The sequence below is a fragment of the [Clostridium] celerecrescens 18A genome, from assembly GCF_002797975.1.
GTDB classification, from domain to species: Bacteria; Bacillota; Clostridia; order Lachnospirales; family Lachnospiraceae; genus Lacrimispora; species Lacrimispora celerecrescens.
Genome location: NZ_PGET01000001.1, coordinates 4,024,661 through 4,048,753, shown reverse-complemented (window position 1 = coordinate 4,048,753; position 24,093 = coordinate 4,024,661). Strand labels below are relative to the sequence as shown.

At 35.9% G+C, this 24,093-nt stretch carries 21 protein-coding genes; 20 read left to right on the top strand and 1 reads right to left on the bottom strand.

The window, feature by feature from the left end:
• The first annotated feature begins 525 nt into the window (after positions 1 to 525).
• The gene (locus H171_RS18380; protein WP_100306426.1) at positions 526 to 1,809 is read left to right on the top strand and encodes a hypothetical protein; all 1,284 of its coding nucleotides are present in this window, start codon (positions 526 to 528) and stop codon (positions 1,807 to 1,809) included.
• Between the two features lie 253 nt (positions 1,810 to 2,062).
• Here H171_RS18380 and H171_RS18375 read toward each other — a convergent pair whose 3' ends face one another.
• Positions 2,063 to 2,260 carry a helix-turn-helix domain-containing protein gene (locus tag H171_RS18375; protein WP_100306425.1) on the bottom strand — a complete coding sequence of 66 codons (198 nt, stop codon included), beginning with the start codon at positions 2,258 to 2,260 and terminating at the stop codon, positions 2,063 to 2,065.
• A 212-nt stretch (positions 2,261 to 2,472) separates the two neighbouring features.
• On the opposite strand from H171_RS18375, the gene H171_RS18370 reads away from it, so the two are divergent.
• From H171_RS18370 to dndB, 19 genes are all read left to right on the top strand, one after another.
• Positions 2,473 to 3,408, top strand: a complete 936-nt coding sequence (locus H171_RS18370) for a DUF932 domain-containing protein (protein WP_100306424.1) — start codon at positions 2,473 to 2,475, stop codon at positions 3,406 to 3,408.
• A gap of 13 nt (positions 3,409 to 3,421) precedes the next feature.
• Positions 3,422 to 3,796, top strand: coding sequence for a hypothetical protein (locus H171_RS18365; protein ID WP_100306423.1), 375 nt, complete (start codon positions 3,422 to 3,424; stop codon positions 3,794 to 3,796).
• Between the two features lie 163 nt (positions 3,797 to 3,959).
• The gene (locus H171_RS18360) at positions 3,960 to 4,214 is read left to right on the top strand and encodes a hypothetical protein (RefSeq protein ID WP_100306422.1); all 255 of its coding nucleotides are present in this window, start codon (positions 3,960 to 3,962) and stop codon (positions 4,212 to 4,214) included.
• Between the two features lie 156 nt (positions 4,215 to 4,370).
• Positions 4,371 to 4,892: a JAB domain-containing protein gene (locus H171_RS18355; protein ID WP_100306421.1), complete on the top strand. Its 522-nt coding sequence runs from the start codon at positions 4,371 to 4,373 to the stop codon at positions 4,890 to 4,892.
• Positions 4,893 to 5,822, top strand: coding sequence for a YqaJ viral recombinase family nuclease (locus H171_RS18350; protein WP_100306420.1), 930 nt, complete (start codon positions 4,893 to 4,895; stop codon positions 5,820 to 5,822).
• A 140-nt stretch (positions 5,823 to 5,962) separates the two neighbouring features.
• Positions 5,963 to 6,244: a type II toxin-antitoxin system prevent-host-death family antitoxin gene (locus tag H171_RS18345; protein ID WP_100306419.1), complete on the top strand. Its 282-nt coding sequence runs from the start codon at positions 5,963 to 5,965 to the stop codon at positions 6,242 to 6,244.
• A 215-nt stretch (positions 6,245 to 6,459) separates the two neighbouring features.
• Entirely contained in the window at positions 6,460 to 7,269 is an 810-nt protein-coding gene (locus H171_RS18340) for a recombinase RecT (protein WP_100306418.1), read from the top strand.
• Between the two features lie 615 nt (positions 7,270 to 7,884).
• The gene (locus tag H171_RS18330; protein WP_100306416.1) at positions 7,885 to 8,064 is read left to right on the top strand and encodes a hypothetical protein; all 180 of its coding nucleotides are present in this window, start codon (positions 7,885 to 7,887) and stop codon (positions 8,062 to 8,064) included.
• On the top strand, positions 8,064 to 8,618 hold the full coding sequence (locus H171_RS18325; protein WP_100306415.1) for a zeta toxin family protein: 555 nt from the start codon (positions 8,064 to 8,066) through the stop codon (positions 8,616 to 8,618). Before H171_RS18330 ends, H171_RS18325 begins: the two co-directional genes overlap by 1 nt.
• Positions 8,619 to 8,684: 66 nt before the next feature.
• Positions 8,685 to 8,951: a hypothetical protein gene (locus H171_RS18320; RefSeq protein ID WP_100306414.1), complete on the top strand. Its 267-nt coding sequence runs from the start codon at positions 8,685 to 8,687 to the stop codon at positions 8,949 to 8,951.
• A gap of 109 nt (positions 8,952 to 9,060) precedes the next feature.
• The gene (locus tag H171_RS18315; protein WP_242976996.1) at positions 9,061 to 10,443 is read left to right on the top strand and encodes an ATP-binding protein; all 1,383 of its coding nucleotides are present in this window, start codon (positions 9,061 to 9,063) and stop codon (positions 10,441 to 10,443) included.
• 193 nt (positions 10,444 to 10,636) lie between these two features.
• Positions 10,637 to 11,563: a DUF5688 family protein gene (locus H171_RS18310; protein WP_100306413.1), complete on the top strand. Its 927-nt coding sequence runs from the start codon at positions 10,637 to 10,639 to the stop codon at positions 11,561 to 11,563.
• Positions 11,564 to 11,744: 181 nt separating this feature from the next.
• Complete coding sequence (locus H171_RS18305) at positions 11,745 to 11,963, top strand: hypothetical protein (protein WP_100306412.1); 219 nt, start codon at positions 11,745 to 11,747, stop codon at positions 11,961 to 11,963.
• Positions 11,964 to 12,048: 85 nt separating this feature from the next.
• Positions 12,049 to 12,474, top strand: a complete 426-nt coding sequence (locus tag H171_RS18300; protein ID WP_157803189.1) for a G protein-coupled receptor family protein — start codon at positions 12,049 to 12,051, stop codon at positions 12,472 to 12,474.
• Positions 12,471 to 13,859, top strand: coding sequence for a hypothetical protein (locus tag H171_RS18295; protein ID WP_100306410.1), 1,389 nt, complete (start codon positions 12,471 to 12,473; stop codon positions 13,857 to 13,859). Before H171_RS18300 ends, H171_RS18295 begins: the two co-directional genes overlap by 4 nt.
• 616 nt (positions 13,860 to 14,475) lie before the next feature.
• Complete coding sequence (gene dptF / locus H171_RS18290) at positions 14,476 to 16,200, top strand: DNA phosphorothioation-dependent restriction protein DptF (protein ID WP_100306409.1); 1,725 nt, start codon at positions 14,476 to 14,478, stop codon at positions 16,198 to 16,200.
• Positions 16,201 to 16,202: 2 nt separating this feature from the next.
• Positions 16,203 to 17,615, top strand: coding sequence for a DNA phosphorothioation-dependent restriction protein DptG (gene dptG, locus H171_RS18285; protein ID WP_100306408.1), 1,413 nt, complete (start codon positions 16,203 to 16,205; stop codon positions 17,613 to 17,615).
• Positions 17,596 to 22,938, top strand: coding sequence for a helicase HerA domain-containing protein (locus H171_RS24630; protein ID WP_157803188.1), 5,343 nt, complete (start codon positions 17,596 to 17,598; stop codon positions 22,936 to 22,938). Before dptG ends, H171_RS24630 begins: the two co-directional genes overlap by 20 nt.
• Positions 22,939 to 23,019: 81 nt before the next feature.
• Positions 23,020 to 24,093 carry a DNA sulfur modification protein DndB gene (gene dndB, locus H171_RS18275; RefSeq protein WP_100306406.1) on the top strand — a complete coding sequence of 358 codons (1,074 nt, stop codon included), beginning with the start codon at positions 23,020 to 23,022 and terminating at the stop codon, positions 24,091 to 24,093.

The window sequence follows — 24,093 nt, the reverse complement described above, 5'->3', positions numbered from 1 at the left end:
CCATGTGATATCTCTGGAGGTAAGCAGAATAAAAATTTAAGATATCCTGCTTTTTAAATACATATTGTGTCTGGGAATAGTGGCATCTAAAGCTCTATAAAGGTGAAAATTTTTTGAAAAACCATTTACAGAGACATTAGATGTCACTATTACTTGTTATGATTGAATCAATTAAAGAAGTCATTTTTATTTAGAACTTGGAGGTGGTACAAAGGGGTATAAAAAATAATGTAGATGAGAGGAAGAGAGATTAAGTAAATTTGCAGATTAAGTTTACGAACGGAGAGGATTAATAAATACTTATAAGGTTACGGCATGCCGTTTCGGTCACGTAATAGTTATGGCAGAATCGGAGAGAAGTAAAACGGAAAGTAAGTAAGGTGAGTCTGGAAGAAATCCAATGGATTTATCCGGCAGAGTTGGAAATGTTATTTCTTGTTTTTTATGTTGAGAATGAGGTTGAGTGAAGCGGTCAAGAAAATAGGATTCTTTAAAACTGTAGAGTTTTCAAAGGAGAGAAAAGATATGAACGAAGATGATAAAAATTTAAATGAAAGAAATATGGAAGAAACAATAGATATGCCAGATGAAAGAGAGCAGACTGGTGAAGAGGAAAGGAGAACAATCGGTCAGAAGATTGCTGACATTGATTCAGAAGATGTTGGAAAGAAAGTCGATAGATTCGTTGGTTGGATATCGGAGAAACTGAAAGGATTGAAAATTGATAAGTCTACCCCAGAGGGAAAGAAGAAAGCAAAGGAATGGAGAAATGCAATTCTTGGTCTGGCAGCTTTTATCCTGATTGGGAATTTTCTTAATAACGGAAAAATTACAGATATCATTCCGGCCAGATTTGTAGTTGCCAAGTTAGTGGAGGAATCAACACCAGTCAATTATCCTAATATGACTTATGGGGAAGCGTTTGATGCACTCTGTGATAATGGTAGTTGGAAGTATGTGACCAAAGAAAAAGGTATCTATTATGTAGAATATAATGGTAAATTAAAACGTTCCTCAGATGGCAAAGGCATTCTATGTGTTCAATTTGCGGTTGACAAAGATTCCGATTATTTTAATATATCTTATTTAGAGTATGAAGGGAAAACGGCAACAAATGAATTAGAATACTCGACTTCATTGTATATGATATTTGAAGCGGCAGATTATATGATTAAAAACGGAGGACCGGCAGATACTACTCCGGTGAATTCGTTCTCAAACAAAGTTGGAAGCACACAGGCGGCAGCTCTGGCACCAACGGTTCCAGAAACGGAAGATGATTATGTGTTCGATCCTAATGGTGCTGTAAAAGCTGACAGCTATTATGATGAAGAAAGTGCGGTTTATTCTACAGAAGAAGCTTCCGGGGATCTTCCTGACGATTATTCTGATATGCCGGAAGATGTTTATATTCCCAGCACAAGCAATACCTATCCGGAATTAAAAGAATACCCGGTATGGAAAGAGTTTAGTAATACATGGTATGCGGAAGAGTCTGGTCTGTTTGTAAAAGCAGATATTAAAGATGGAGTGCCAGTTCTTGTATTCTCTACAACCAAGAATTTTGATCAGACCATATATACTTTATATCCTAATGATGGCGACGGAGCATGGTCTATGGGAGTATATGGAAATGATGGTTCTAAATATGTTTGTCAAGGAGATTTAGTAGATTCAAATGGAAAGAATCCGGCGTATGTCATCGCATTATGGGATGATATAAATGATTACACTAAAATCAATATATGGGTTGATACTTCAAGCTCCAAATTAGAATATCCTATTGACGGTTATTATGATATACAGTAATGATGTAAAAATAGTGGCAATTAAAATTCAGATAAATTAAGCAGAAAACAGGTTATTTAAAAGGAATATCTTTTCAATTAGATATTATAACCGTGAGAATACTTCAGGAGGTAAACTTCATGTACAAAGAAATTCTCACGGTTATTCTGAAGGCAGTTACCTGCATTCTTGAACTTTTAGGAAAAGATGAATAACCAAAGGATTCCCCAGGCACTTAGCGGCCTGGGGATTTTATGTTTGGTGCGGAGAAATATCAGGTATAAGGGGAATAATGGCTTTCTGAAAAAATGTAGCTTTCCAGAGCCAGCCGGGTAATTCGCCACTCCCGTCCGGCTTTAAAGGCCTTTAACCGACCGCTCCGGCAGCGTTTGGCAGCGGTGGCCGGTCTTATATCTAAAATCATGCAGATATCATTTAAGTTTAAAAGGTCTCCGTAATCATCAAACAACATGCTTTAGCCCTCCTTGTGAGTATTTCAGAGTATTTATAGTTATTGAAATGTTTACAGGAGGGTATTTTTTTATTGCTCGGAAAGGGGGTAAGGAAACGTGGGAAATGAAGAAAAAGAATAGTAAAACGATTTAAAGAACATGAAAAATCATTTTACAGGTGCAAATGACAAGTTACAAAATTAAATAAATGAAAAGACAGGAGGAAACGATTATGGCAGCAAATGTTGAAACAATGTTCTACACCGGAAGAAAGGCACCCTGGCATGGCCTGGGCACTTCGGTATTAGAGGCTCCGACCTCAAAATCAGCGCTGGAGCTTGCCGGGCTTAACTGGACGGTCATCCAGAAAGATTTCATATGCGATGACGGCATACCCGTTTTGGGTTTTAAGGCAAATGTAAGGGACAATGATAATCGTATATTGGGCGTAGTAACAGATCGTTATAAGGTGGTACAAAATCAGGAAGCCTTTGCGTTTACGGATGAGTTACTAGGCGAAGGTGTTACATATGAAACGGCTGGCTCTCTGCAGGAAGGACGGCGGACCTGGATTCTGGCAAAGCTTCCTCAGCGGTATATTATCAGCGGAGATGAGGTCACTCCTTACCTGGTGTTCATGAACTCTCATGATGGAACGGGAGCAATCAAGGCGGCTATGACACCTATTCGTGTTGTCTGCCAGAACACACTAAACCTGGCATTGTCCACAGCAAAGCGCTCCTGGTCCACCAATCATGTAGGAGATATCCGGGGGAAGATGGAGGATGCCAGATACACACTTCTGTATGCAGATACCTACATGGCGGAGCTGGGAAGGAGCATTGATCAGATGAACCGGCAGAAATTGACGGATAAGCAGGTATATGAATATATTGATGCTCTTTTTCCTTTGATTGATAATGCAACTGAACAGCAGCTAAAAAATCTGCGCCGGATGAAAGAAGAAGTAAAGGACAGATATTTTTCTGCTCCCGATTTGCAGCATGTAGGGAAAACGGCCTACCGTTTTGTCAATGCCGTTTCTGATTTTGCTACTCATTCAAAGCCGCTTCGGGAACGCGCCAATTACCGGGAAAATTTATTCGCCAGGACGGTGGATGGCAATGCCATGATTGATAAGGCATATGCGCTGGTAACTGCAGTGTAAAGGGGGAAGAGCTATGTATGTTCGTAATGAAGAAGAATTTGGAGAAGCAATACGAGAGGGGAAGGATGGAATTGAACTAGAGGGAGATCTTGCATCTAAGGTAAAAAAGCTGTATAAGATTAACCTTACTCTTTGGAGCTTTTGTCTTGTTTGCCTGGCTGTTGCCATCATAGCACTTATGCAGGTTCCCATAACGGGTGGCACTTCCGGTATTGTCAGTCTGATTGCCGGGACGCCTGCAGCTGCTATTTTAGGAACCGAGGTTGCAGTGACAGCTGTTATAATTGGAGTAGCGGGCGGTGGCGTTGGTGCTTTAATTAAATTAAGGCGAGCTTACCGGATAGAAACCAGGAAAAATGGGCGTATTATTGTGTACCTTAAAAAGTAGTTTTGTCTGATTGGATTTTGGATAAGCATGAGGGATTTTTTGAGTGATGACTTGCTGATGTTGTAAGGGAATGGATAATGCAGAGGAATGGGAAGAACTGTTGGAGCTGTTTCAGGACCAGAGATTTCAGAGATCCTTATTATAATCTTTGGTGGTATGATGCTTGAAGCGAAAGGAAGAGGTGGAAATAAATAAGAAATGGAAGATATTATGTGATTGCAGAGATTTTCCTATTTTGAAGCAGAACGTAAGCACTGGAGTGCTGGATTTATTTGAAAGGCAGATCAATGAATATTTGAGCCTAAGTGAGATTACAGAGAGCTATTTGAATAATGTTCCTCTGAGCGTATGCTGGTATGAGGGGCTTGTTGACACAGAAATGTTATTAATGGAAATGAAGGACTATGTATTTTTATAAAGTGATTCAGTTTTGGCATTGAAGTATGTGCATTGCCTGGATTGCGAGAAAGAAAATAATCTGTAAAGGTAGAAGAAAAAAATAGTTATATTGAAAACGGAAGTATCTTGTTTAAAAACTGGTGCTTCCTTTTTCCATGGAAAGGATCTAACGTATATGAAAAGTATGACTCAGGAAGAAAAGGTAATCAGTATGATGAGGTGGCCTGCTCCCAAGAAAAAGGTGGGAATTATAAAGCTGAAGATGATCCGGGAAGGAACGGTTGTTTATGGTACTCAGCGTTTTCATGAAGCAAAAGAGGCAGCAGACATTGTAAGACCTCTTTTTGAATATTCAGACCGGGAAATTATGATGGTCATGTCACTGGATTCGGCAATGACGCCAATTGCTTTGGAAGTTGTGGCAGTGGGTGGTGTGAGTGCCTGTGTGGTAGACACCAGTAATTTGTTTAAGCATGCGATTCTTTCAAATGCTTCAAAAATCATTTGCTTTCACAATCATCCTTCTGGAGAGCCGAAACCAAGTCGGGAAGATTCTCTTATTACAGGTCGGATTAAGGAAGCTGGGGCATTGCTGGGAATCGAATTGCTTGACCATATTGTGATTGGTTCGGAGGGCAGATATGTAAGCTTCCGGGAAGAAAGAATTGAGCCTTTTGGGATTGGAGGTGCGGCATGAATGAAAAAGTTGATTTCAACAAACGGCTTATCTCATGAAGATTGGCTGAAATACAGAAAACAGGGAATCGGCGGGTCTGATGCAGGTGCAATCTGCGGCCTTAATCCTTATGTCAGTCCTATGAGTGTTTTTTATGAAAAAACAAGTTCAGAAGTAGAAGATTATGATAATGAATCCATGAGACAGGGACGGGATCTGGAAGAATATGTTGCCCGGCGTTTTATGGAAGAGACAGGCTTAAAGGTACGGCGATCAAACGCCATGTATCAGAATGAAGAATATCCATTTATGCTGGCAAATGTCGACCGCCTTATTTCAGGGGAAAATATGGGGCTTGAGTGCAAAACCGCCAGTGCCTATAATGCAGATAAATGGACCGGAGATTCCGTTCCTGCTCATTATGAAATCCAATGTCATCATTATATGGCAGTGACTGGGGCGAAGGCCTGGTATCTGGCTGTTGTGATTTTGGGGAGGGAATTTAAGTATAAGAAAATTGAACGGGATGAGGAGCTGATTCAAAATCTGATTGCTATAGAAAAAGAGTTCTGGGAAGAACATGTTTTGTCAGGAAATATGCCGGACCCGGATGGCAGTGATATTTCAAACGAAGTGATTAACCGGTATTTTCCAACAGCCCTTAAAAAGACGATTCCTCTTCCGTCGAATTTAAATAAGCAGCTGAAAAGAAGGGAAGAAATCATTCTTCTGACAAAGAAGTTGACACAGGAGCAGAATCAGATTGAACAGCAGCTTAAGCTTTATATGGGCGAATATGAAATGGCATTTAATGAGCACTATAGAGTTTCCTGGAGCAATGTGGATACGGTCCGCATTGACAGCAAGCGTTTAAAGGAGGAACGGCCGGATCTTTACAGGGATTTTGCCAAAAGCAGTCAGTCAAGGCGATTTACTGTTAAGGCGGCGTAATGGTTTGAGGTTTAAGATGTAAAGATTCAAGTTTAACGCTTCACATGATGCTTGTTTTGCTCAATGCAAAAAATGCGGATTGTAGACGTATTTTTATCACGATATCGTAATGCAATAAAATCATGACGAGGAGGATACACATGGAAGCAATCAGACCTTCATCTGATTTACAAAGTAAGTATTTGGAGATATCAGCCTTAACACGGGAATCCCAAGAACCAGTTTTTATTACAGTAAATGGCCGGGAGGATACTGTTTTGATGAGCCATGTCCAGTATGAAAAGATGAAAACCGAGCTGGAATTGTGGAAAATGCTGGCGGAAGCTCTGGCTGATGTGGATAACGAGGGAACTGCTCCTATCGAGAATACATTTTCAGATATCCGTAAAAATCTTTCGGTGGGGAAATCTCATGACTTTTAATGCAATCAGAATATAAAGATGTACAGTCAGGTAAATGATTTGGTTTTTTATAAGATGAGAGAGCAGAACCAAACAGAATTATATATTCAGTCGTTGATTCTAAACGTGATTATGTTAATTTGATATTTTGATTATTGACGAGAGGGACCGTTTTGCTGGATGCAGGATGGTCCTTTTCAAATGAATTGAATAAACTAAAATGAAAGGGTGAGAAAATGTCAGATGTAAAACAGGAATTAGAGAAGAGGGCAGCAGGCGGCGGAAGTCAAAGTCAATCCGTTAAGCTGACAAAGAATATGACAATCGTTGATATGGTTAAGGCCCTTGAACCGGAAATTAAACGGGCGCTTCCCAGTATACTTACGCCAGAAAGATTTACGCGTATGGCGTTGTCTGCGATTAATAATACTCCTAAGCTTGGGGAATGCACTCCAATGAGCTTTATTGCGGCTTTGATGAATGCGGCTCAGCTTGGGCTGGAACCCAATACGCCCCTGGGACAGGCTTATCTAATCCCATATAAAAATAAAGGGGTATTGGAGTGTCAGTTCCAGCTGGGATATCGTGGACTGATAGATTTGGCATACCGCAATGACAGGATGCAGAGCATTGAGGCTCAGGTGGTGTATGAAAATGATGAATTTTCTTATGAATTGGGGCTTCATCCGTCTTTGACCCATCGGCCATCTTTTGATGAGCCAGGAGAGATCAGGGCTTTCTACGCAATTTTCCGGCTGGATAACGGTGGCTTTCGCTTTGAAGTTATGAGCAAAAGCTATGTAGATGCTTATGCCACTAAGTATTCAAAAGCGTTTACTTCGGATTTCAGTCCATGGAAGAATAATTATGAGGGGATGGCGAAAAAGACGGTGATTAAGCAGCTGTTAAAATATGCACCTATTAAGTCAGATTTTCAGAAAGCGATTACCTTAGATGAAACGGTGAAAACACAGCTTTCCATTGATATGAGCGAGATACGGAATGAGTGTCTGCCGGATACATCGGAAAACAGTGAGGTGGCATGATAAAGGGAAGTCAGAGTGATAGGCGTATTTTTCATGATGCAATAGCATTAGGACAACTTCAAAAGAAATGTTTTTCCAAGAGAGGTATTTATAAGAACCCGGAGGCATTTTATTGTTCTTTATCTGGAGTTTGCTATATTCCGGAGCTTGCTGGACGGCGGTATACCGGAGCGAATTTTCTCGAACTGAGCCTGGGACAGAAGGAGATAGCGGAGGAAATGTTTTTAAGTATAGATGGACAAGACCCGGAATCATGGCTTGATGAGCAGTTTCGCATAGGGGAATTAGCAATTTGTCCTGTCTGCAATCGAATATATCAAAGCTATATGGCCCCGGGATGCCCCTTGTGCTGGAAATAGGTGAGTTTGAGTATCAACAATACAAGGTTTAATTAAGGTGAATGAATTTTTGATGATGGCATATGGACGATACAATTAAGGCGGAACTAAGCATGGACTTGAGTATGGAGCAGAAGCAAAACGAAATGGAAGGCTGATTTACAGAGCATGCAGCAAAATATGTACTGGCATAATTGATACAAATGTTCGAGCGCTCATTGTATTTTATTATGCTCCTATGATATAATGGACTTACTTACAAGGAAGGAGTGATGATATGTCAACGAATGAAACCTTGAAAATGTTGTACAAAGAGTGCATGAAATTAGATCCGGATGAGACTACACAGTTAATCCTTGGGGCGGAGACGGAAGAAGAACAGGAATTTTATTCTATGATCAGTGACCTTGTCCTTCAGCAGAGACAGAGAAAGGTGATTGAGGAGAATCGGTTTTGATGAAACGATATGTTATTTTTGCAGGAGTAAATGGGGCTGGGAAGTCTACGCTGTATCAGACTTTTCCCAAGTATCATCAGATGCCTAGAATAAATACAGATGAAATTCTTAAAACATTTGGGGACTGGAAAATAACCAGTGATATTATGAAAGCTGGAAAACGGGCTGTTCAGGAATTGAATCAATGTCTATCTACCGGAAGTTCCTTTAATCAGGAAACAACGCTCTGTGGAAAGACCATTTTTAGAACCATAGAAAAAGCCAGGAATCAGGGATATTACATTGAACTTTATTATGTTGGAGTTGATTGTGTGGAATTGGCAAAACAGAGGATTGCCTACCGTGTATCAAAAGGTGGGCATGGAATACCGGATAAGGATGTGGAGAAACGATATCTGGAAACATTCCAGAACTTGAAGATTGTTCTTCCTATGTGTAATCTGGCTTCTCTATATGATAATACTAAGGAATTTAGAAGAATTGCCATCTATAAAGATGGGATCCCGGTCCGTGTTTCTCATAATGTGCCGGATTGGTTTCAACGAGTACAATAGGATTAGCCCTTGCGGTATGAGACTGCGGGGGCTTTTTTTAGTTGCAAAAAAGGAAAAGGTGATGATATGAATTTGGAAGATTTATTGGAACAGATCATTTGTGACCGTATTGAGATGCTGTTAAATGCACGTTCTGATGAAACCCTTCATGAGGAAAGGGAGTTAAACCACAAGATGAAAGATATTCTTGAACGTTTGGATGAGGAATCAAAAGTTGCTATGGAGCAGTTTTGGGATGAATGGGTCATGCAGTCGGCAGAAGAAAATCGTTATCTGTATCTTGCCGGTATGAAAGATGGAGCCAGGGTTCTAAAGGTATTTTTAAAGTTTTGAGAAAGGGAAGCTTCTATAATGAAAGATAAGGAGTTCAGTAATATATTTTACTGAAAAGAATTTGAATTAGGGTTGTGGTGTGTTACAGTAGAAATATTGGAAAAGGAGGATGGCTCTGGTGGAACTGAAACGAAATATTTACTATGATCTGCTTCGGTGGAAGCAGCGTGACAGCGGTAAGGTCCTGGAATTAAAAGGTTCCAGACAGACTGGAAAGACATTTATTCTGGATAAATTTGCCAGAGATAATTATAAAGTTTATATCTATATTAATATGGCTCAGCTGTCCGGTGAACAATTTCTTGCTTGTATGGAACAGGCATCTGCCTGGAAGCCCGGAGAGCCGCGGATAGAAAAGGCGCTGCAAGAGGCTATCCGATTGTTCGATTCCCGGTTCGAGGATAACAAAGACACGATTATTGTTATAGATGAGATTCAGGAATCAGCAAAAGTGTATTCCAAAATCAGAGGATTTTCAAGAGATTTTGTATGTCATTTTATAGTTGCAGGCAGTTACTTAGGAAAGACATTGGAAAAGGGGTATTTTCTTTCAGCAGGAGACACAGAGAATTTGATACTTAATACGTTGTCATTCGAAGAATTTGTTGAGGCATTTGGGAAACGGAAGCTTTACAATGACGTTGATCTGCTTGGTTCCAGTAATCCCGAACAATATGATGAACTAAAAGAATATTATAAGATATATTGTGAAATAGGCGGCTATCCGGATGTCATAAATTGTTATATGGAAACCCAGGATACGCAAGAATGCAAAAAAGTTTTGACGCAGATTATAAGGACTTTTATAGAAGAATCAAAAAGATACTTAGGCGGTATACAGGAAATGATTTTGCTGGAGCAGATATTTCCTGCAATTGCACAGCTTTCTGCCCGGGAGAAAAAGGAGCATGGTGATTTAATTACAGAATTATCTCGTATTATTTATAATGGAAAAAGCAATAGAACCATGAAGAAAAGTATTTGTGCAGTTATAGACTGGCTATATCGTTCAGATATCATAGGTTATTGTGATAAGGCCAATGAATGTGATCCCGTAAATGTATCTTTGTATAATCGTCTTAATTTTCAGGATGTTGGAGTATGCAGATATTTTCTGGATGCAGCAGGAGCAGATTTGCCTGCTCTAAGGGAAATGATAAGTAAAAATTTTGTGTATATTGAGTTGTTAAAACGTATCAGGGGCTTTGAGATAACAGGAATAGCTCCAATGTTTGGAACGTATAAGGACGGGGAAATTGATTTCCTTATAAAACGCTGGAAAAATGATAATAGCTATGGCGTGGAGGTAGAGGCTGAGAAATCAGAAACAGATACAGTGCAGCAGCTTTTAAAAAATGAAAAGGTAGAGGCTGTTTATTTCCTGAAAGGGGATACTTATGGCGGTATGGCAGTTCGGAAGATAACCGTGCCTATTTATCTGGTGGGAAGAGTTCGGTTTGATTATGAAAGAGAGAATGAAGAGAAGTCTTGAGTAGGGGAGAAGTTGTAGTTTGAGTTGAGATTATAGCTTCTATTATGCCGCTTTATTTTGCATTGGTAAATAAATGTGAGATTGGCTATGTGAAGTGGGTAAATGAATACATGAGTTTTTTGCCAGAGGCATTTCTAAGGAGATGCTTCTTTTTGTTGTTAAAAATGCGAGAAAGATAATGGAGGAAGAACAAATGAATTACAATCAGTTTTTAGAGGAAGTTAGAGCAGCAGTGCAGAAAAGATTTGGTAGTGATTATAAGATTCGGATTCAGAAGATAACAAAAAATAACGGAATTGTGCTGGATGGGCTGATTATTGGGAAGGCAAGTAAAAATATCGCTCCCACAATTTACTTAAATTCATACTATATGCATTTTACCCATGGTATGTCACTGCAGGAAATCCTAGAAGATATTCTATCTGCGTATAACGAGAATAATGACGTGGTTTTTGGCGACATGAGAGCGCTTTTGAATTTTAATAATCTGGAGGATAAAGTGGCTTTTAAGCTGATCCAGAGGGAAAAGAATAAGGAGCTTTTAAAGGATGTTCCATATATTGAATTTCTGGATCTTGCAGTGGTATTCTATCTGATTCTTGATGAGCACAAAGGAGGGCAAATGACGGCTTTGATTCACAATTCTCATATGGAGCCTTGGGGAGTGGAGAAAGAGGAACTGTATCGTCTGGCAATGAGAAATACTCCCATATTGCTGCCGCCGAAAATTAAAACGATGAAAGAGATTATGTGCGATATTTTGAAGGGGCGTTTAGAGGAATTGGAAATGGAGGAGATGGTAGAAGATTTTTTGGATTTTGATTCGCAGAAACCACACTTGTATGTGCTTTCGAATAAAAAGCAGATTAATGGAGCTGGATGCCTTTTATATGAGGACTGTTTAAAGAAGTTTGCTGAGGAGCAAAATGCTGATGTTATTATACTTCCCTCCAGTGTGCATGAAGTCATATTGCTTCCGGATAAGGGAGATATGGATTATGGAGAATTGCAGGAAATGGTCAGTCAGATAAATAGGAATGAGGTACCGGAAGAGGATGTCCTTTCTGATGGGGTATATAAATATTCTCGTCGAGATTGTAGGATTAGTCTTATAGAATAAAATAGATGAATGTGTGTTAATTGTTGTCCCCTATGGTTGAGAGCCATAGGGGGCAATATATGGGGAAAATTTATTTTTTTCTGTAAAAGGAGAATATAAGACAACTTTTTCGTTTTGTAAATAAAGTATGATATAATTAAGATGTCGACCGAAAGGTAATCATCCGGAAAGGAATTTGGGTATGATTTATATTACTGGGGATACCTATGGACAGTTTAAATGGGAAGAAGCGTTCTGTGAACATTTTCAGACGAAACGTGAAGACATATTGATTATATTGGGAGATGTTGGAATTGATTTTAGTGGTGGAATGCGGATTGGTGGAAATGGTTTCTGGAGGAGTTTTCGATTATACTTTCCTGCATTCATGGGAGCGATAAACAGAGCTTCGGAACGTTAGATACATATAAGGAAGCTGTTCTGATTAGCCAGTTATATGATATGAATTGATATTGCTGTTTAACAACTTATAATGGTACAAATAAATGCAGATATTTACAAGAGAGGAGTATAATGGGGTAAAAATGAGGAGCATAGAAAAAATTAAAAAATATATTAATAATCCAGTAGAATGTGAAACTGAGCTTACTAGCTATATAATGCAGAACATTGTGGATATTCCTTTTGAGGAATTGCTTAATCAAAAAATGTTATTAAAGATTTATTTGTCAAATAAAATTGATCAAAGAGAAAAAGAAGAGATATATGAACTAATAACATATAATAGGCCAGATAATGTAAAGAATTATATATATTTTATAAAAGAAATATTTCCAGTAATAAATAGAATTCAGTATAAAATTAGTCAACAGATACAAGAGGGATTTGATTCTTTATTTATTTTTTTAGTATGTGTCGGTATGTTCGCAATGGATAACCCCAGTATTATTGGATATCCTAAAAACTCTTGATTAAATTAGCAACTGGTGTATTGCCTGACGATACAGCGTGGAGTGAAGCGCAGGGCAAAATAGAAATTGCTGAGAGTATTTATTTATGTAAAGAAAAGTTAATTGAGTCAATTTATTCAGAAGCGATAAAGTGTGGCTGTATTGCTGAAAAGTTTGATGATATTAGCTACCTTAAAGAGGATGTTGAGAAAATAGAAGTTATAGAGAACAGGCCTGAAGTTCAATTACGTATGAAAAAGCCAGAATATAGTTATAGGTTAATGTTGGGATCGGCCTATTATGGCACAGTTGCCGCTGAACGTATGGCGGTTAAAGACTGGAAAAAGGATTTAATATATCAGTTTTATGAATGCTATATATGTAAAAAATGTTATTTTGAGGAAGATGGTAAAATATTAAAAAGTTGGATGAATGGAATGCTGGATAGACAATTTTTGGGAGAAAATATGCTTGATATTCTGCTACGTCATTATGAAATGAAGTATACGGCATCTGTTATAGTATCTATATTATTATATCTCTACATTGAAGTGTTATTTTTAATTATGACTCAATCAGGTATGTATCGTTCCATACATTATAAAGAAATTAAAAAAAATATTTGTTTTGGAGATAAAATTACAGATGAAGAATTTTTGACAGTATATAATATTGTATTTAAGAATTCTGACTTTTTGTCTGATTTTTGCGAACATCTTTATTTTCGGGTTGGAGAAAATATCATTATTGCCAAGTGGATGTTTGATGAAGATTATAATGTTTTTGAAGAATCAAGGAATATTGCATTAAATGCCAAAGGGTCAAAAATACTAGGAGAAGAAGTGGATTTTTTTGGAAAGAATGTCTTTGAAAATGTAGTTAAGTCTATAACTAATGAGTGCGGTTGGGAGGTTTTACAATCAGGATTAAAAGTAAAGAAAACAGATTTTGATCTTGTTGCATACAAAGATGGGAAAGTGATTCTTGGACAAATAAAGGTTGCTCATTGTAATAGAAAACCATTTCAACTATGGAAGGCGGAATGTATAATTAGAAAAGCTATTGAACAAATAAATGCTTGTAGGGTAGCTATTACGGAGGACGACTATTTGTTGTTTTCTAATTTGAAGAGAGAAAAAATTGTGAGTAAAAAAATTCAGATTAAAGAAATATTTTACGTGATAATTACAGGAAATAGTTACTTTTCAAAATTAGGTGAAGTACCAGTTATAAGTATTGAAGATTTAAAAAATATATTAATGATTGAGAAAGAAAATGCTTTGAGATTTCGAGAGGTACTAAAGAATCCTTTTAATATGTACGATATTCCACAAAAGCCCCAATATAGATGGAGCTTGATTGAACAAGAGGAGTATTCCATTTTATATAATGAATTTGAAATATAATTAATGCACGAGTAATTTTTTATATTGATTATATTGAATAGTAAAGATAGGAAATCATAGGTTTTCTAGCTCTAAATGCAGCGGGGTGTAATAACGAAAATAGGAAGTTCCTTAACTTACAAAAAAATAGGATTAAGCTTATTCTCGTATTCCGGTTCACATGGATCTTAGTATTTTTATTCAATCAATCTGATTAATTACCTCATTTTTTGATGTTTTCAGCTTTTATCCAGTGTTTTTTGATGAGTTCCTTTATGTTTTTCCACTGAATACTATGGAGACGTTATTGAAAGATTATTTTCTGGTTACAGAAAATGTTAGGCCGGAAATAATTTTTGAGAATATTATAAATTTGATAGTATTGAGAAAAGTGTGATTATTTATTGTGATATTAAACGAATGAAAGTATAATAGAAATGGATGTGAAAAATTATATGTTGATTTGTTGCATAGTGGATAAAATTATGAGCTTTGTAAGCAAATAAAGATTAGTCTTGGTACTTTATGAAGAATGAATAGAAATGAGCTCGTTTGATTTTTGATAATTAAAAAATGTAAAACACTGGCTTAGAGAATAGAAGACGTAGTTTTAATAATAAAAAGGTGAGTGAAAAAAATGGGGAAATGTGAGTTTGTAGATGAGCTGAATAAACTTAGAAAGTCTTCAAATGAGTCAATAGATAATATTGGAAAATTTGATGACTTTAAAGCGTATATGCATATATCGCGACCTGTAGAGGTAGACCTTAAAGTAATATTGAAAAAAATCAATGAATCTGGAAAGAAGACACTTGTACTTCTATGTGGAAGTGCTGGTGATGGAAAATCACATTTGCTTTCATATTTAAAGAACTTGGATGAAGAGAAATTGCTTGATGGATATTGTGTTTATAACGATGCCACTGAGAGTAGTGCGCCTTTCAAGACGGCCATAGAAACGCTGAATGATGTTTTAAATGGTTTTTCCGACGCAAACATTAATCTGCCAGGTCAGAATATTATAATGGCAATAAATTTGGGCGTTTTAAGTAACTTTATCGAGTCAGAATACGGAAAACAATATGCAATGCTACGCGAATATGCCATGAAGAGTAATATTCTCACATCTCAAATAAATGAAAATATATATGATGCGACAAGTAGTTTTCAACATGTAAGTTTTTCAGATTATCATATGTATTATTTAACTGAGAATGGCGTGGATCCCCAATTTATCAGTGATATTCTTTCTAAAATTTTTACAAATAATGAAAAAAACCCTTTTTATGAGTGTTATCAGAGCAAGTGTGCTCAATGCCCAATGGCGTTAAATTGTCCAGTTAGACATAATTACGCTTTTATGTCAGAAGAAGCAGCTAGAAGTTTTGTGGCCGAAATTTTAGTAAAGACAACAATAAAGGATAAGGAGATATTGACTACGAGAGAAATCTTGAACTATATTTATGATATTATTGTTGCACATGATTTTAGTTACAAAAAGTTAGCGGATGCATCAGTTAATACGGAAGATTATCTTAAAGAATATATTGGTGGTATTACCCCCTCTTTAATGTTTGATTATGGCGATTTGTCGAATTTAATGAACTTTCTTAGAGAGTATGATCCATTATTGGTTAGAACTGAAATAGCGGATACAATGGCCATCTTCTATTATGTATCTTCGGATATCTCTGAGTCTATAAAAGAGGCAATTGGGGGGAGTGCATATTCTTCTGTATTATGTACAAAGGAAAGTTTGAATAAGTTGAATTACAATCGGGCATTAAAGGCTCAAATGTTTAATATTCTTGTTCGTATTTCAAAAATAATGAATGCGGAGAATTCTGATAAGGTTTATGAGAGTTTCTTAAAAGATCTTTATTATTATAACTCAGGAAAGAAAGGAAAACTCCAATCTATATATGACATGGTTGAAAAGGGTGTTGTACAGTGGTGTGGAAGTGAAGCGGATTCAAATATCAGATTGAGTGAGAGTAAAGGATTTGAACTATATGAAAATGTAAAATTTGAGGCGTTTCTTGAAAATGTACCATCTAGTAATGGAGATAATAGTCTACAACGTTTTACGCCAATTATAATGTTGTGCTTTGAAGATGTAAAGACGAAAGAAATTATCTCATTAGATATAGATTATTCATTATTTGAATTAATCAGTAGATTGAACGATGGCTATGTTCAGACGGCTGAGGATAGAAATAATCATGCTGACTTTATTAGTTTTGTTTCTAAGGTTTTAAAAACGGGATCGGCTAGTGAGAATATTATGATTGTTTCAGAAAATGGGAAAAGAGCAATTCTAGATAAAACAAAATTTGGATACAAGTTTAAGGTGGTGAGATAATAGTGAACTACAAATTTAGTGAGTTAAGATTTAAAGATAGCTTTAAAGTAAAGGAAAAAGAAGAGAAGTCTTTAGATTCATTGCGATTGTCCCATTATCCTGATAATGCCTTTAAATTATTCCCATACAAAGCAAGTGGAAAATCTCAGGCGCCTATAGTCTATGATATGGAAGAAATTATCAGTGGTTTTTTTAGAAAAGCGCTTGATTTGGAAACAGAGGATATAGATGAAGAGTCTTTATGTCAAAGGTTGATCAGTAACATTGATATAGATGCAGAGGACCTTGAATATTTTCAAGATTTAATATCTAATCTATTTTTTAGAGGTGGAGATTTTATTGCCGAGAATATTGGCTTATATCCATATCAAACCAACGTTCAGAATAAAAGTGCTGATAGAGTTGCTTTTTTCATGTCATGTGTTATGGGAGTTGGTGATGCAGACCGTAAAATAATAAAAGAAGCTATTGATAAATATCCATATAACGTGTTGGAAAAGATGGTAATAGATAGTATCGAATCTAAACAATTAGAAAGGGGAAAGGAAAAGCCTTACTATCCAATAATTACGAATGTTCAAGAAAAATTTAAAAAAGATTTTTACTTCATGCTTGATACCGGGATGACTTCATTGGAAGACCTGTCAAATCTTTTGGCACTATATTATTTTTATTATGTTTCTCAAACGTGCATCACGCTAGACCAATTTGGTATGGGAAAGAGAGAGGATCCAATACCCCTATATTTTGCGTTAGATTGGGAAAGAGTAAATAAAAACCGATTGTGCTGTGTTGAAGGCTGGGAAAATCTACAGGCAAAAATCAATCATATGTTTAGCCATGCGATTACTTTAGAAATTATTAACCAGCATGATGATATAAATCTAATGTGCGACTACATAGATTTACAAAATTATGTGAAAGCAAATGAAAGTAGAGATGAATTTGTTGCGTCAGAAATAAAAAGTGCAGAGCATGCATATACCTCGTGTGTCGGAGATTATAAAAAATTTGATGAAATTCCTTATGCAGAAGGTGGATCGAAAACGGATAAAGCTCTTAGGCATTTATTCAAGTGTGTAGAGGAACAGTTCCTTAATACGGATCGAAAACGAGCAAATCAGTTCTATAATGAGAAGTTTTCGGATTTTTGCAAAGAACGTTGGGTAAAGAATCGTAAAAAATCTGGATTGGTTCTTAATCTTACAGAACGAGACATTATTTTTCTTACAAAAATTTCATTGCAAGATAAAGACAGGATTCGATTAATAGATCTTTATAAAGAATATGAATATAGGGGGATTTATTTAGATAATACTTCCAAGGAATTATTACAGGAGTTTTTTACAAAATTAAATCTGATTGATAAAAAGAGTGATAGTGGAGATGCACAGTATGTTAAGAGAATTTTATGATTTTATAGCTAAAAGAATAAATGGTTATTTTCAGGCAATCTCGTCACAAGGAATTTTGCAATTAGGGGAGAGTTTCTGTCTAAAACTCGACGATGGGGATATGGTTGAAGGGGTAACAGAATCTCTTCGAAAGCTGTCTGAGCAAAATAAAACATTGGGAGAGTATTCGTACAAGTGTATGGATGGCACTGTATATAGAACGTATACCCTGAAAGTTGTTGATGATGAAATAATTATTGCTTCACAGATTAATGGGATGACAAATGATTTTTTATGTGCAACCTTGAGAAATGCAGCAAATGATGCTAAGAAACCTATTTTGATGATTTCTTCAAATCCAATTGATAGTGCTAAGAGTGGTTCTAGAAATATGACTGCTAATGGTATGCCGTTTTATCCGGGTAATCTTATGCAAGAAATTCGAAAGATGGCAGAGGAAAGTACACAGCTCACTTTTTTAGAGCAACGTATTTTAGATTTTGAATTGAGCCGTAGAGAAAGTGATGTATTCAGCGATAAAACATCACTTTATGAGTATAAAGATTTGTTATCAATTATGAGTGGCGGGTTAGTAGCCCGGAATAATTTCCCGGGGTTCAGATTGTTTTATGTTGATGGAAAGAAGGACTTCTCCAATTTTGGTAAGATGCAGATTGATAAGGAATTGAAGAAGAACAATCAGTTTTTTGAGAGGATTGATCGTAGTATAAGATTTGGAAATTTAGAGTCAGATTTGTCTAATGACTTTGAAGATAGTTTCATTATCCGAATTGAGCGTACTCGTAAAGATGATCCGGAGAACTGGAGTACTTTGTTTACCTATGCAGAAGTTTTGACAGCAATGGAAAAGAAGCAGGCGAAAAAAGAAAATCCATTACAAATAGATCTTGAAGATATTACCATATATGGAGAAATTCCACTGGAGTCATTGGCATTGGATGAAAAAGTACTGATACGCAACGAAGGTTCCATGACAACTAAAAAACGCAGACGGAGTATGATTATTTTTAATCCGGATAAATATCCAATGATTCATATTCGTGTGGCATGTAATGTCAAGGTACATTATAATGATATTTCAGCAGATGATATTTCTTTTGTAAAAGAGGCAAATAATCTGGTTTTTGAACTTAATAGAAGCGGTATATCGTTTCATAAGATTGAAATTACTGATACAGCTAATGATATTACATATATTTTTAAAATTTGTATTTTAGACCTTTATGCAACATATTTGGCAGAGACCATAAAAAGAAATTTTATCATTAATTGGAAAAAAACAAAATCTAAATCAAGTATCAAGTTGCTTGGAATTGGAACTGATTTGATATTTAACCAAAATGGCGCGAAAAATATGTCAGAAAAGTTAGATGATAATGAAGAGTATCGTTGTAACTATGATGAACGTTTACATTTGTATGCCTCAGAGGACGAGCTTGCAAATTATGGATGCGGTATTAATATACAAATTAATTTTTCAGGAATAGTTGTTCCATTTTCACTTTTTCCAGATGAAGCAAAGAGTGTGGAAATAACAGGAAGAAAAATTCTTAGAGATAAAATCGCCACAAAGGGTAATTTTGAATTTATTGATAATTTGCATATTTATAAGGAATCACAAGAGTATTTTGCAAAGGCTAATTTACTCCGTGAACTACGCATAGAACAGCAGATAGTTGATGATGGAATTACCTATGGAAAGTGTCGTCATTTTTATGCATCAGAGCAAGTTAAGATTGAAAAGGTTAATCTAGAAATAGAAAGTAATTTGCTTAATTCATATTTGAATTTTTTGGCAGCTTACAAGTCAGCATCTACGGTTCCAACTTTGGCATATATGGGAGGGGAAATTAAAAAAGCAGCTCAGAAATATTTGGAGGCATTTAAGCAGGTGTTTGTAACGTTGGAAGAAGGTAAGCCATTTTCAAAGTTACAGGAAGAAGCATTGTTCTTGGGATCAATATCAGTTGGAAATGAAGATAATGAAATACTTCTTACACCATTACATCCACTGAACGTTGAATATCAGTTGATGTTGGCGAAAGAAAAATCTATAGATTCAGCATCGGATATTGTTGTTGACAGACTAAACTCTATTAATTTGTTACCGTATATAAGAAGAAATAAAAAAATTTATAAGGTCTCCGACCAATTATATTCTACAGAATGGAAGTATTATGCTCCAGCTGAAAACAGGAAATATCGTGGCAGCAGAAGATATGTTCCGAAACTTGTAGAAGAAAAAATTGTAGAGTTTAGTTCACACTTCAAATACATTTTTGAGGATATTAATAATAAGACAATTAAGATTAATCTGATTAATATGGGGGATTGCAGTGATGTCTTTATAGGAATTGCTCAGTATTTTATTCATTCGGTTAATCGTCAGCCAGACGTAGATCAGCTAATGAGGTTTGAGATTCATGTTTATACAGATGATAAAAAAGGAAATGTTTTTTCAAATTTGAGAGATTATGGGCTGCTCAAAAAGTATTTAGCTGATATGAAGCTTTCGGTTGTAAGTGGTATTACAATGAACAATCTTGAAGGCATAATGTCAAAGAATGTTGCATGTTATTTTTATAAAGACACAGGGAAAAATTATGCCTATGCACATATATCATTTTATGAAATGGAATCTGAGGTGACATCTGAGATTGCAACTATGAATCAAATTGAGACGGGTGCATCAATTGGAGGAATTTTATCAGGGGTACCTTCTAGTAAGTATGGGCAGAAATACAGAACAGGATTTGGAACAAAATATGCGAAACGTACAAAGCTAATTGAATTAACGGAACAATATAATGCACTAGTACAAGTAGGAACGACAGGAAATCCATATTATTCAGGGAGTAGTATATCTACACAGATAGATTCTAAAGCGGAAGATAAGATGAATGGAATATATGACGCTTCAAACTGGGTTGTATTTGTGAATCCTAAAGTAGACTTGGATTTTTTCAGTGAAAAAGAAGCAAATAGTGATTTGTTGATAATTCATTATAGTGATCAGTATACTTCTAGTAGTGGATATGATGCGATAACAGTAACTCAAAAGTCAAAGCAATATTCAAAAGTAATTCAAGAATATTTGAAAGATAAAGGTATAGATGCAGAACTTCGGGATATTTCCAATATTATAAATCTTTTTAATGCAATCAACGGAGATTGGCTGCTACGACTTGTGTCGTCTAAAAAGATGGTAGGAGCAAATAAGGATTCAACTTTTTCTAGAGAAAAAATTAGTATTGTTGCTGCAATCAAATTTATGTTGGCATTCTTGCGTCATCCAGATATTCTGTGGGTTCCTATCTCTTTGGAAGAAATGTTACGAGTGTCTGGAGGAGCAGGTTTGTCACGGGACGAAAGTATTTTGTCAGCCAAAAATCTTGGATTCGAAAAAGGACCGACGAGTGACGATTTATTATTCATTGGATTGAATTACAATGCGGATAAATTAAAAATATACTTGTATCCAACTGAGGTAAAGACGGGAATAAATGATAATGTAGTAATTAAAAAGGCATTTGAACAGTCTGCGTCTACTGCTAATGGTTTGAAGCAAGCATTCGCACCTAATGATGAATTGGTAGGAACAATTTTATACAAAGTAAATAGAAACTTTTTGATGCAACTTTTGGTTACGAGTTGCAAAAAAATGAAGGTATATCATGTAGATGACTCACAAAAATGGGATATTGTAATTGATCAGTTTAGAGAAGCGATATTAAATGAGGAGTATGAAATATCTGATGATATTCGAGAGGTTTTGGGAAAGGGTGCTGTTCTCTCTTTTAGAAAGGCACATATTGAACGCCGGACATCATTTAAGGAAGATGCTATTAACTTTATTGAAATGCTCGAATATGACGAATTTGAATTGATTCTAAAAACTATAGATGAGATATCTGATAATATAGCTTTAAGACAAGATAATGAATTCATGCTGTTTAATGAGAAAGATATTTCAGGTTTGACAGGAGATTTTTCCAAGTTAAATGTTACAGAATTTGAGCAGGATAAGAATACACAAGATAAAGAGATATGTGAATGTTCTGGACAGCAAGAAGAGAGAAATCCCGATGATGAGCCATTTGATGAGCCTCAAAATACGCTTTCGGAAATGAATAAGTTAGAAGTATCTTCTCCGGGAATCCGAGTGAAATTTGGCGTGAACCAGCAAAATGGTATGGATGTTATTTGGGAACCAAATAATACAGATGTTCTTTTTCATACGAATACTGGTATTATAGGTACAATGGGAACTGGTAAAACTCAGTTTACACAGTCATTAATTGCACAGATTTATCAGAAACGTACAGCAAATATTGCATCAGATGATGTAGGAATCCTTATTTTTGATTATAAAGGAGACTATAACGAAACAAAAACGGATTTTGTAAAACTGACTGATGCAAAGGTATATAGACCATATCATTTACCATTTAATTCATTGGCTTTGGCATGGTCTGAAACACCAAAGCCACTTTTGCCAGTACATACGGCAAATACCTTTGTTGATACTTTGGCAAAAGTAAATTCTTCATTAGGTCCAAAGCAGAAGAATATTTTATTGAATTGTATTGATGAGGCATATTCAAGATGCGGAATTAAAAAAGCAGATTCTTCTACATGGGCTAATGAGCCACCCACATTTGCCAATATATACCAAATTTATGATTTAGATGAAGATATAAAGAAGGGAGATGTGCTTGATGCGATATTGAGTAAAATCTCAATGTTTGAAATTTTTGAACCTGTAGCATCAAATACAAAATCTTTATTTGATCTTCTTCATGGCGTAGTAGTTATCGATATGTCGGGATATGATGCGGATATTCAAAACCTTGTTGTTGCATTGACACTGGATCTGTTCTATTCGCAGATGCAGGCGGCGGGGCACAGCAAGTTAGAAGGCAGTTATCGCCAAATGAATAAACTCATATTGGTAGATGAGGCAGATAACTTTCTTCGTGAATGTTACCCATCACTGAGAAAGATTTTAAAGGAAGGCCGAGAATTTGGAGTGGGAACTATACTTTCAACGCAGTTCCTAAAACATTTTGTGACAAAGGAAGAGGACTATTCAAAGTATATACTTTCGTGGGTAATTCATAATGTAGCAGACCTAGCCAATGCAGATGTTAGGTTTGTATTCAACACACAACCAGGAAGCTCAGATGAGTCACGCATTTGTAGTGATATCAAAAATTTAAAGAAACATGAAAGCATTGTTAAAATAGGAAATGTTCAAGATCCAATCTATATGAAAGATAACGCTTTCTGGAAGTATGCAAAGGAAATATTGGAAGAAAGATAAGGGTTTTAATTGACTAAAAACAATGATGAAGCTATACTTAAGTAGTCTACTTAAGTATAGCTTATTTATTTTGGAGGAATTATGGATTATACGTACAAATTTCCAGTGGTAAGAGGTAAACAAGCGCGAAGAGAGTATTATATAGCCATGGTGCCTTTAAAAATGTTATCAAAACTTTTCCCTAATACAGAAGAATATGTTCTTCCGGAATATAGGGCCCAAAGAAAAATGAATGAGTCCAGAATTCCGGTTATTAGTAGGTATATAACTGAAAATAGGGATTCTTATGCATTTTCAGCATTAGCAGCTTCAATAGATGGAGAATTTGAATTTCATGAAAGCAGTGATGGGCTGGGAACGGGTATTTTAGAGGTTGCTATGGATGCTCGCCTTTTGATTAACGATGGACAACATAGAAAAGCAGCCATTTTAGATGCTTTAAATGAAGACGCTTCACTTGGTACAGAAACTATTTCAGTCGTACTTTATGAGGATTTAGGCTTAACTAGAAGTCAACAGCTATTTACTGATTTAAACAAGCATGCCGTCAAGACATCTAATTCTATTGCAGAATTATATGATTCAAGAGATGCACTAGCTGTTATTAATAGGAATGTCGTCTCACGGGTAAAATTTCTAAATGATTATACGGATAAGGAAAGGGATATATTAGGGAAGTTTTCATCTAACTTGTTTACATTAAATACTTTCTATACAGCAAATAAAAGAATTGTTGGCTGTACTGAAGTATCGGATGCAGCTGAAAGATTTTTGTGTAAATTTTGGACAAACATTGTTCAAAATATTATTCAGTGGAATGAGTTAATGAACCATGAAATTTCTAAAGTGGATCTGCGAGAAAACTATATTGTTACTCAAGGTGTTGTGATACAGGCATTTGGGATCATTGGTAATTATTTTTATAATAATCCTCAAAGTCAAATGGAAGATGTTCTTTTGAAGCTTCAGAGCATTGATTGGAAAAGAAGTGCAGTACAGTGGAAATTACGAGTAATTAGGGCTGATGGAAAAATCATAACAAGCAATAAAGCAATAATGCTTACAGCAAATCGAATCAAAAGAGAAATTGGACTTGAATTTTCAAAGGATGAAGAGCATAGGGAAAATCAATTCCTTGGGTCTATTAATATCTAG

Bases quoted from the DNA above. Each gene is read 5' to 3' on its own strand.
- H171_RS18380 (WP_100306426.1), top strand. From the start codon at position 526: ATGAACGAAGATGATAAAAATTTAAATGAAAGAAATATGGAAGAAACA.
- H171_RS18375 (WP_100306425.1), bottom strand. From the start codon at position 2,260: ATGTTGTTTGATGATTACGGAGACCTTTTAAACTTAAATGATATCTGC.
- H171_RS18370 (WP_100306424.1), top strand. From the start codon at position 2,473: ATGGCAGCAAATGTTGAAACAATGTTCTACACCGGAAGAAAGGCACCC.
- H171_RS18365 (WP_100306423.1), top strand. From the start codon at position 3,422: ATGTATGTTCGTAATGAAGAAGAATTTGGAGAAGCAATACGAGAGGGG.
- H171_RS18355 (WP_100306421.1), top strand. From the start codon at position 4,371: ATGAAAAGTATGACTCAGGAAGAAAAGGTAATCAGTATGATGAGGTGG.
- H171_RS18350 (WP_100306420.1), top strand. From the start codon at position 4,893: ATGAAAAAGTTGATTTCAACAAACGGCTTATCTCATGAAGATTGGCTG.
- H171_RS18345 (WP_100306419.1), top strand. From the start codon at position 5,963: ATGGAAGCAATCAGACCTTCATCTGATTTACAAAGTAAGTATTTGGAG.
- H171_RS18340 (WP_100306418.1), top strand. From the start codon at position 6,460: ATGTCAGATGTAAAACAGGAATTAGAGAAGAGGGCAGCAGGCGGCGGA.
- H171_RS18330 (WP_100306416.1), top strand. From the start codon at position 7,885: ATGTCAACGAATGAAACCTTGAAAATGTTGTACAAAGAGTGCATGAAA.
- H171_RS18325 (WP_100306415.1), top strand. From the start codon at position 8,064: ATGAAACGATATGTTATTTTTGCAGGAGTAAATGGGGCTGGGAAGTCT.
- H171_RS18320 (WP_100306414.1), top strand. From the start codon at position 8,685: ATGAATTTGGAAGATTTATTGGAACAGATCATTTGTGACCGTATTGAG.
- H171_RS18315 (WP_242976996.1), top strand. From the start codon at position 9,061: ATGGCTCTGGTGGAACTGAAACGAAATATTTACTATGATCTGCTTCGG.
- H171_RS18310 (WP_100306413.1), top strand. From the start codon at position 10,637: ATGAATTACAATCAGTTTTTAGAGGAAGTTAGAGCAGCAGTGCAGAAA.
- H171_RS18305 (WP_100306412.1), top strand. From the start codon at position 11,745: ATGATTTATATTACTGGGGATACCTATGGACAGTTTAAATGGGAAGAA.
- H171_RS18300 (WP_157803189.1), top strand. From the start codon at position 12,049: ATGCAGATATTTACAAGAGAGGAGTATAATGGGGTAAAAATGAGGAGC.
- dptF (WP_100306409.1), top strand. From the start codon at position 14,476: ATGGGGAAATGTGAGTTTGTAGATGAGCTGAATAAACTTAGAAAGTCT.
- H171_RS24630 (WP_157803188.1), top strand. From the start codon at position 17,596: ATGTTAAGAGAATTTTATGATTTTATAGCTAAAAGAATAAATGGTTAT.
- dndB (WP_100306406.1), top strand. From the start codon at position 23,020: ATGGATTATACGTACAAATTTCCAGTGGTAAGAGGTAAACAAGCGCGA.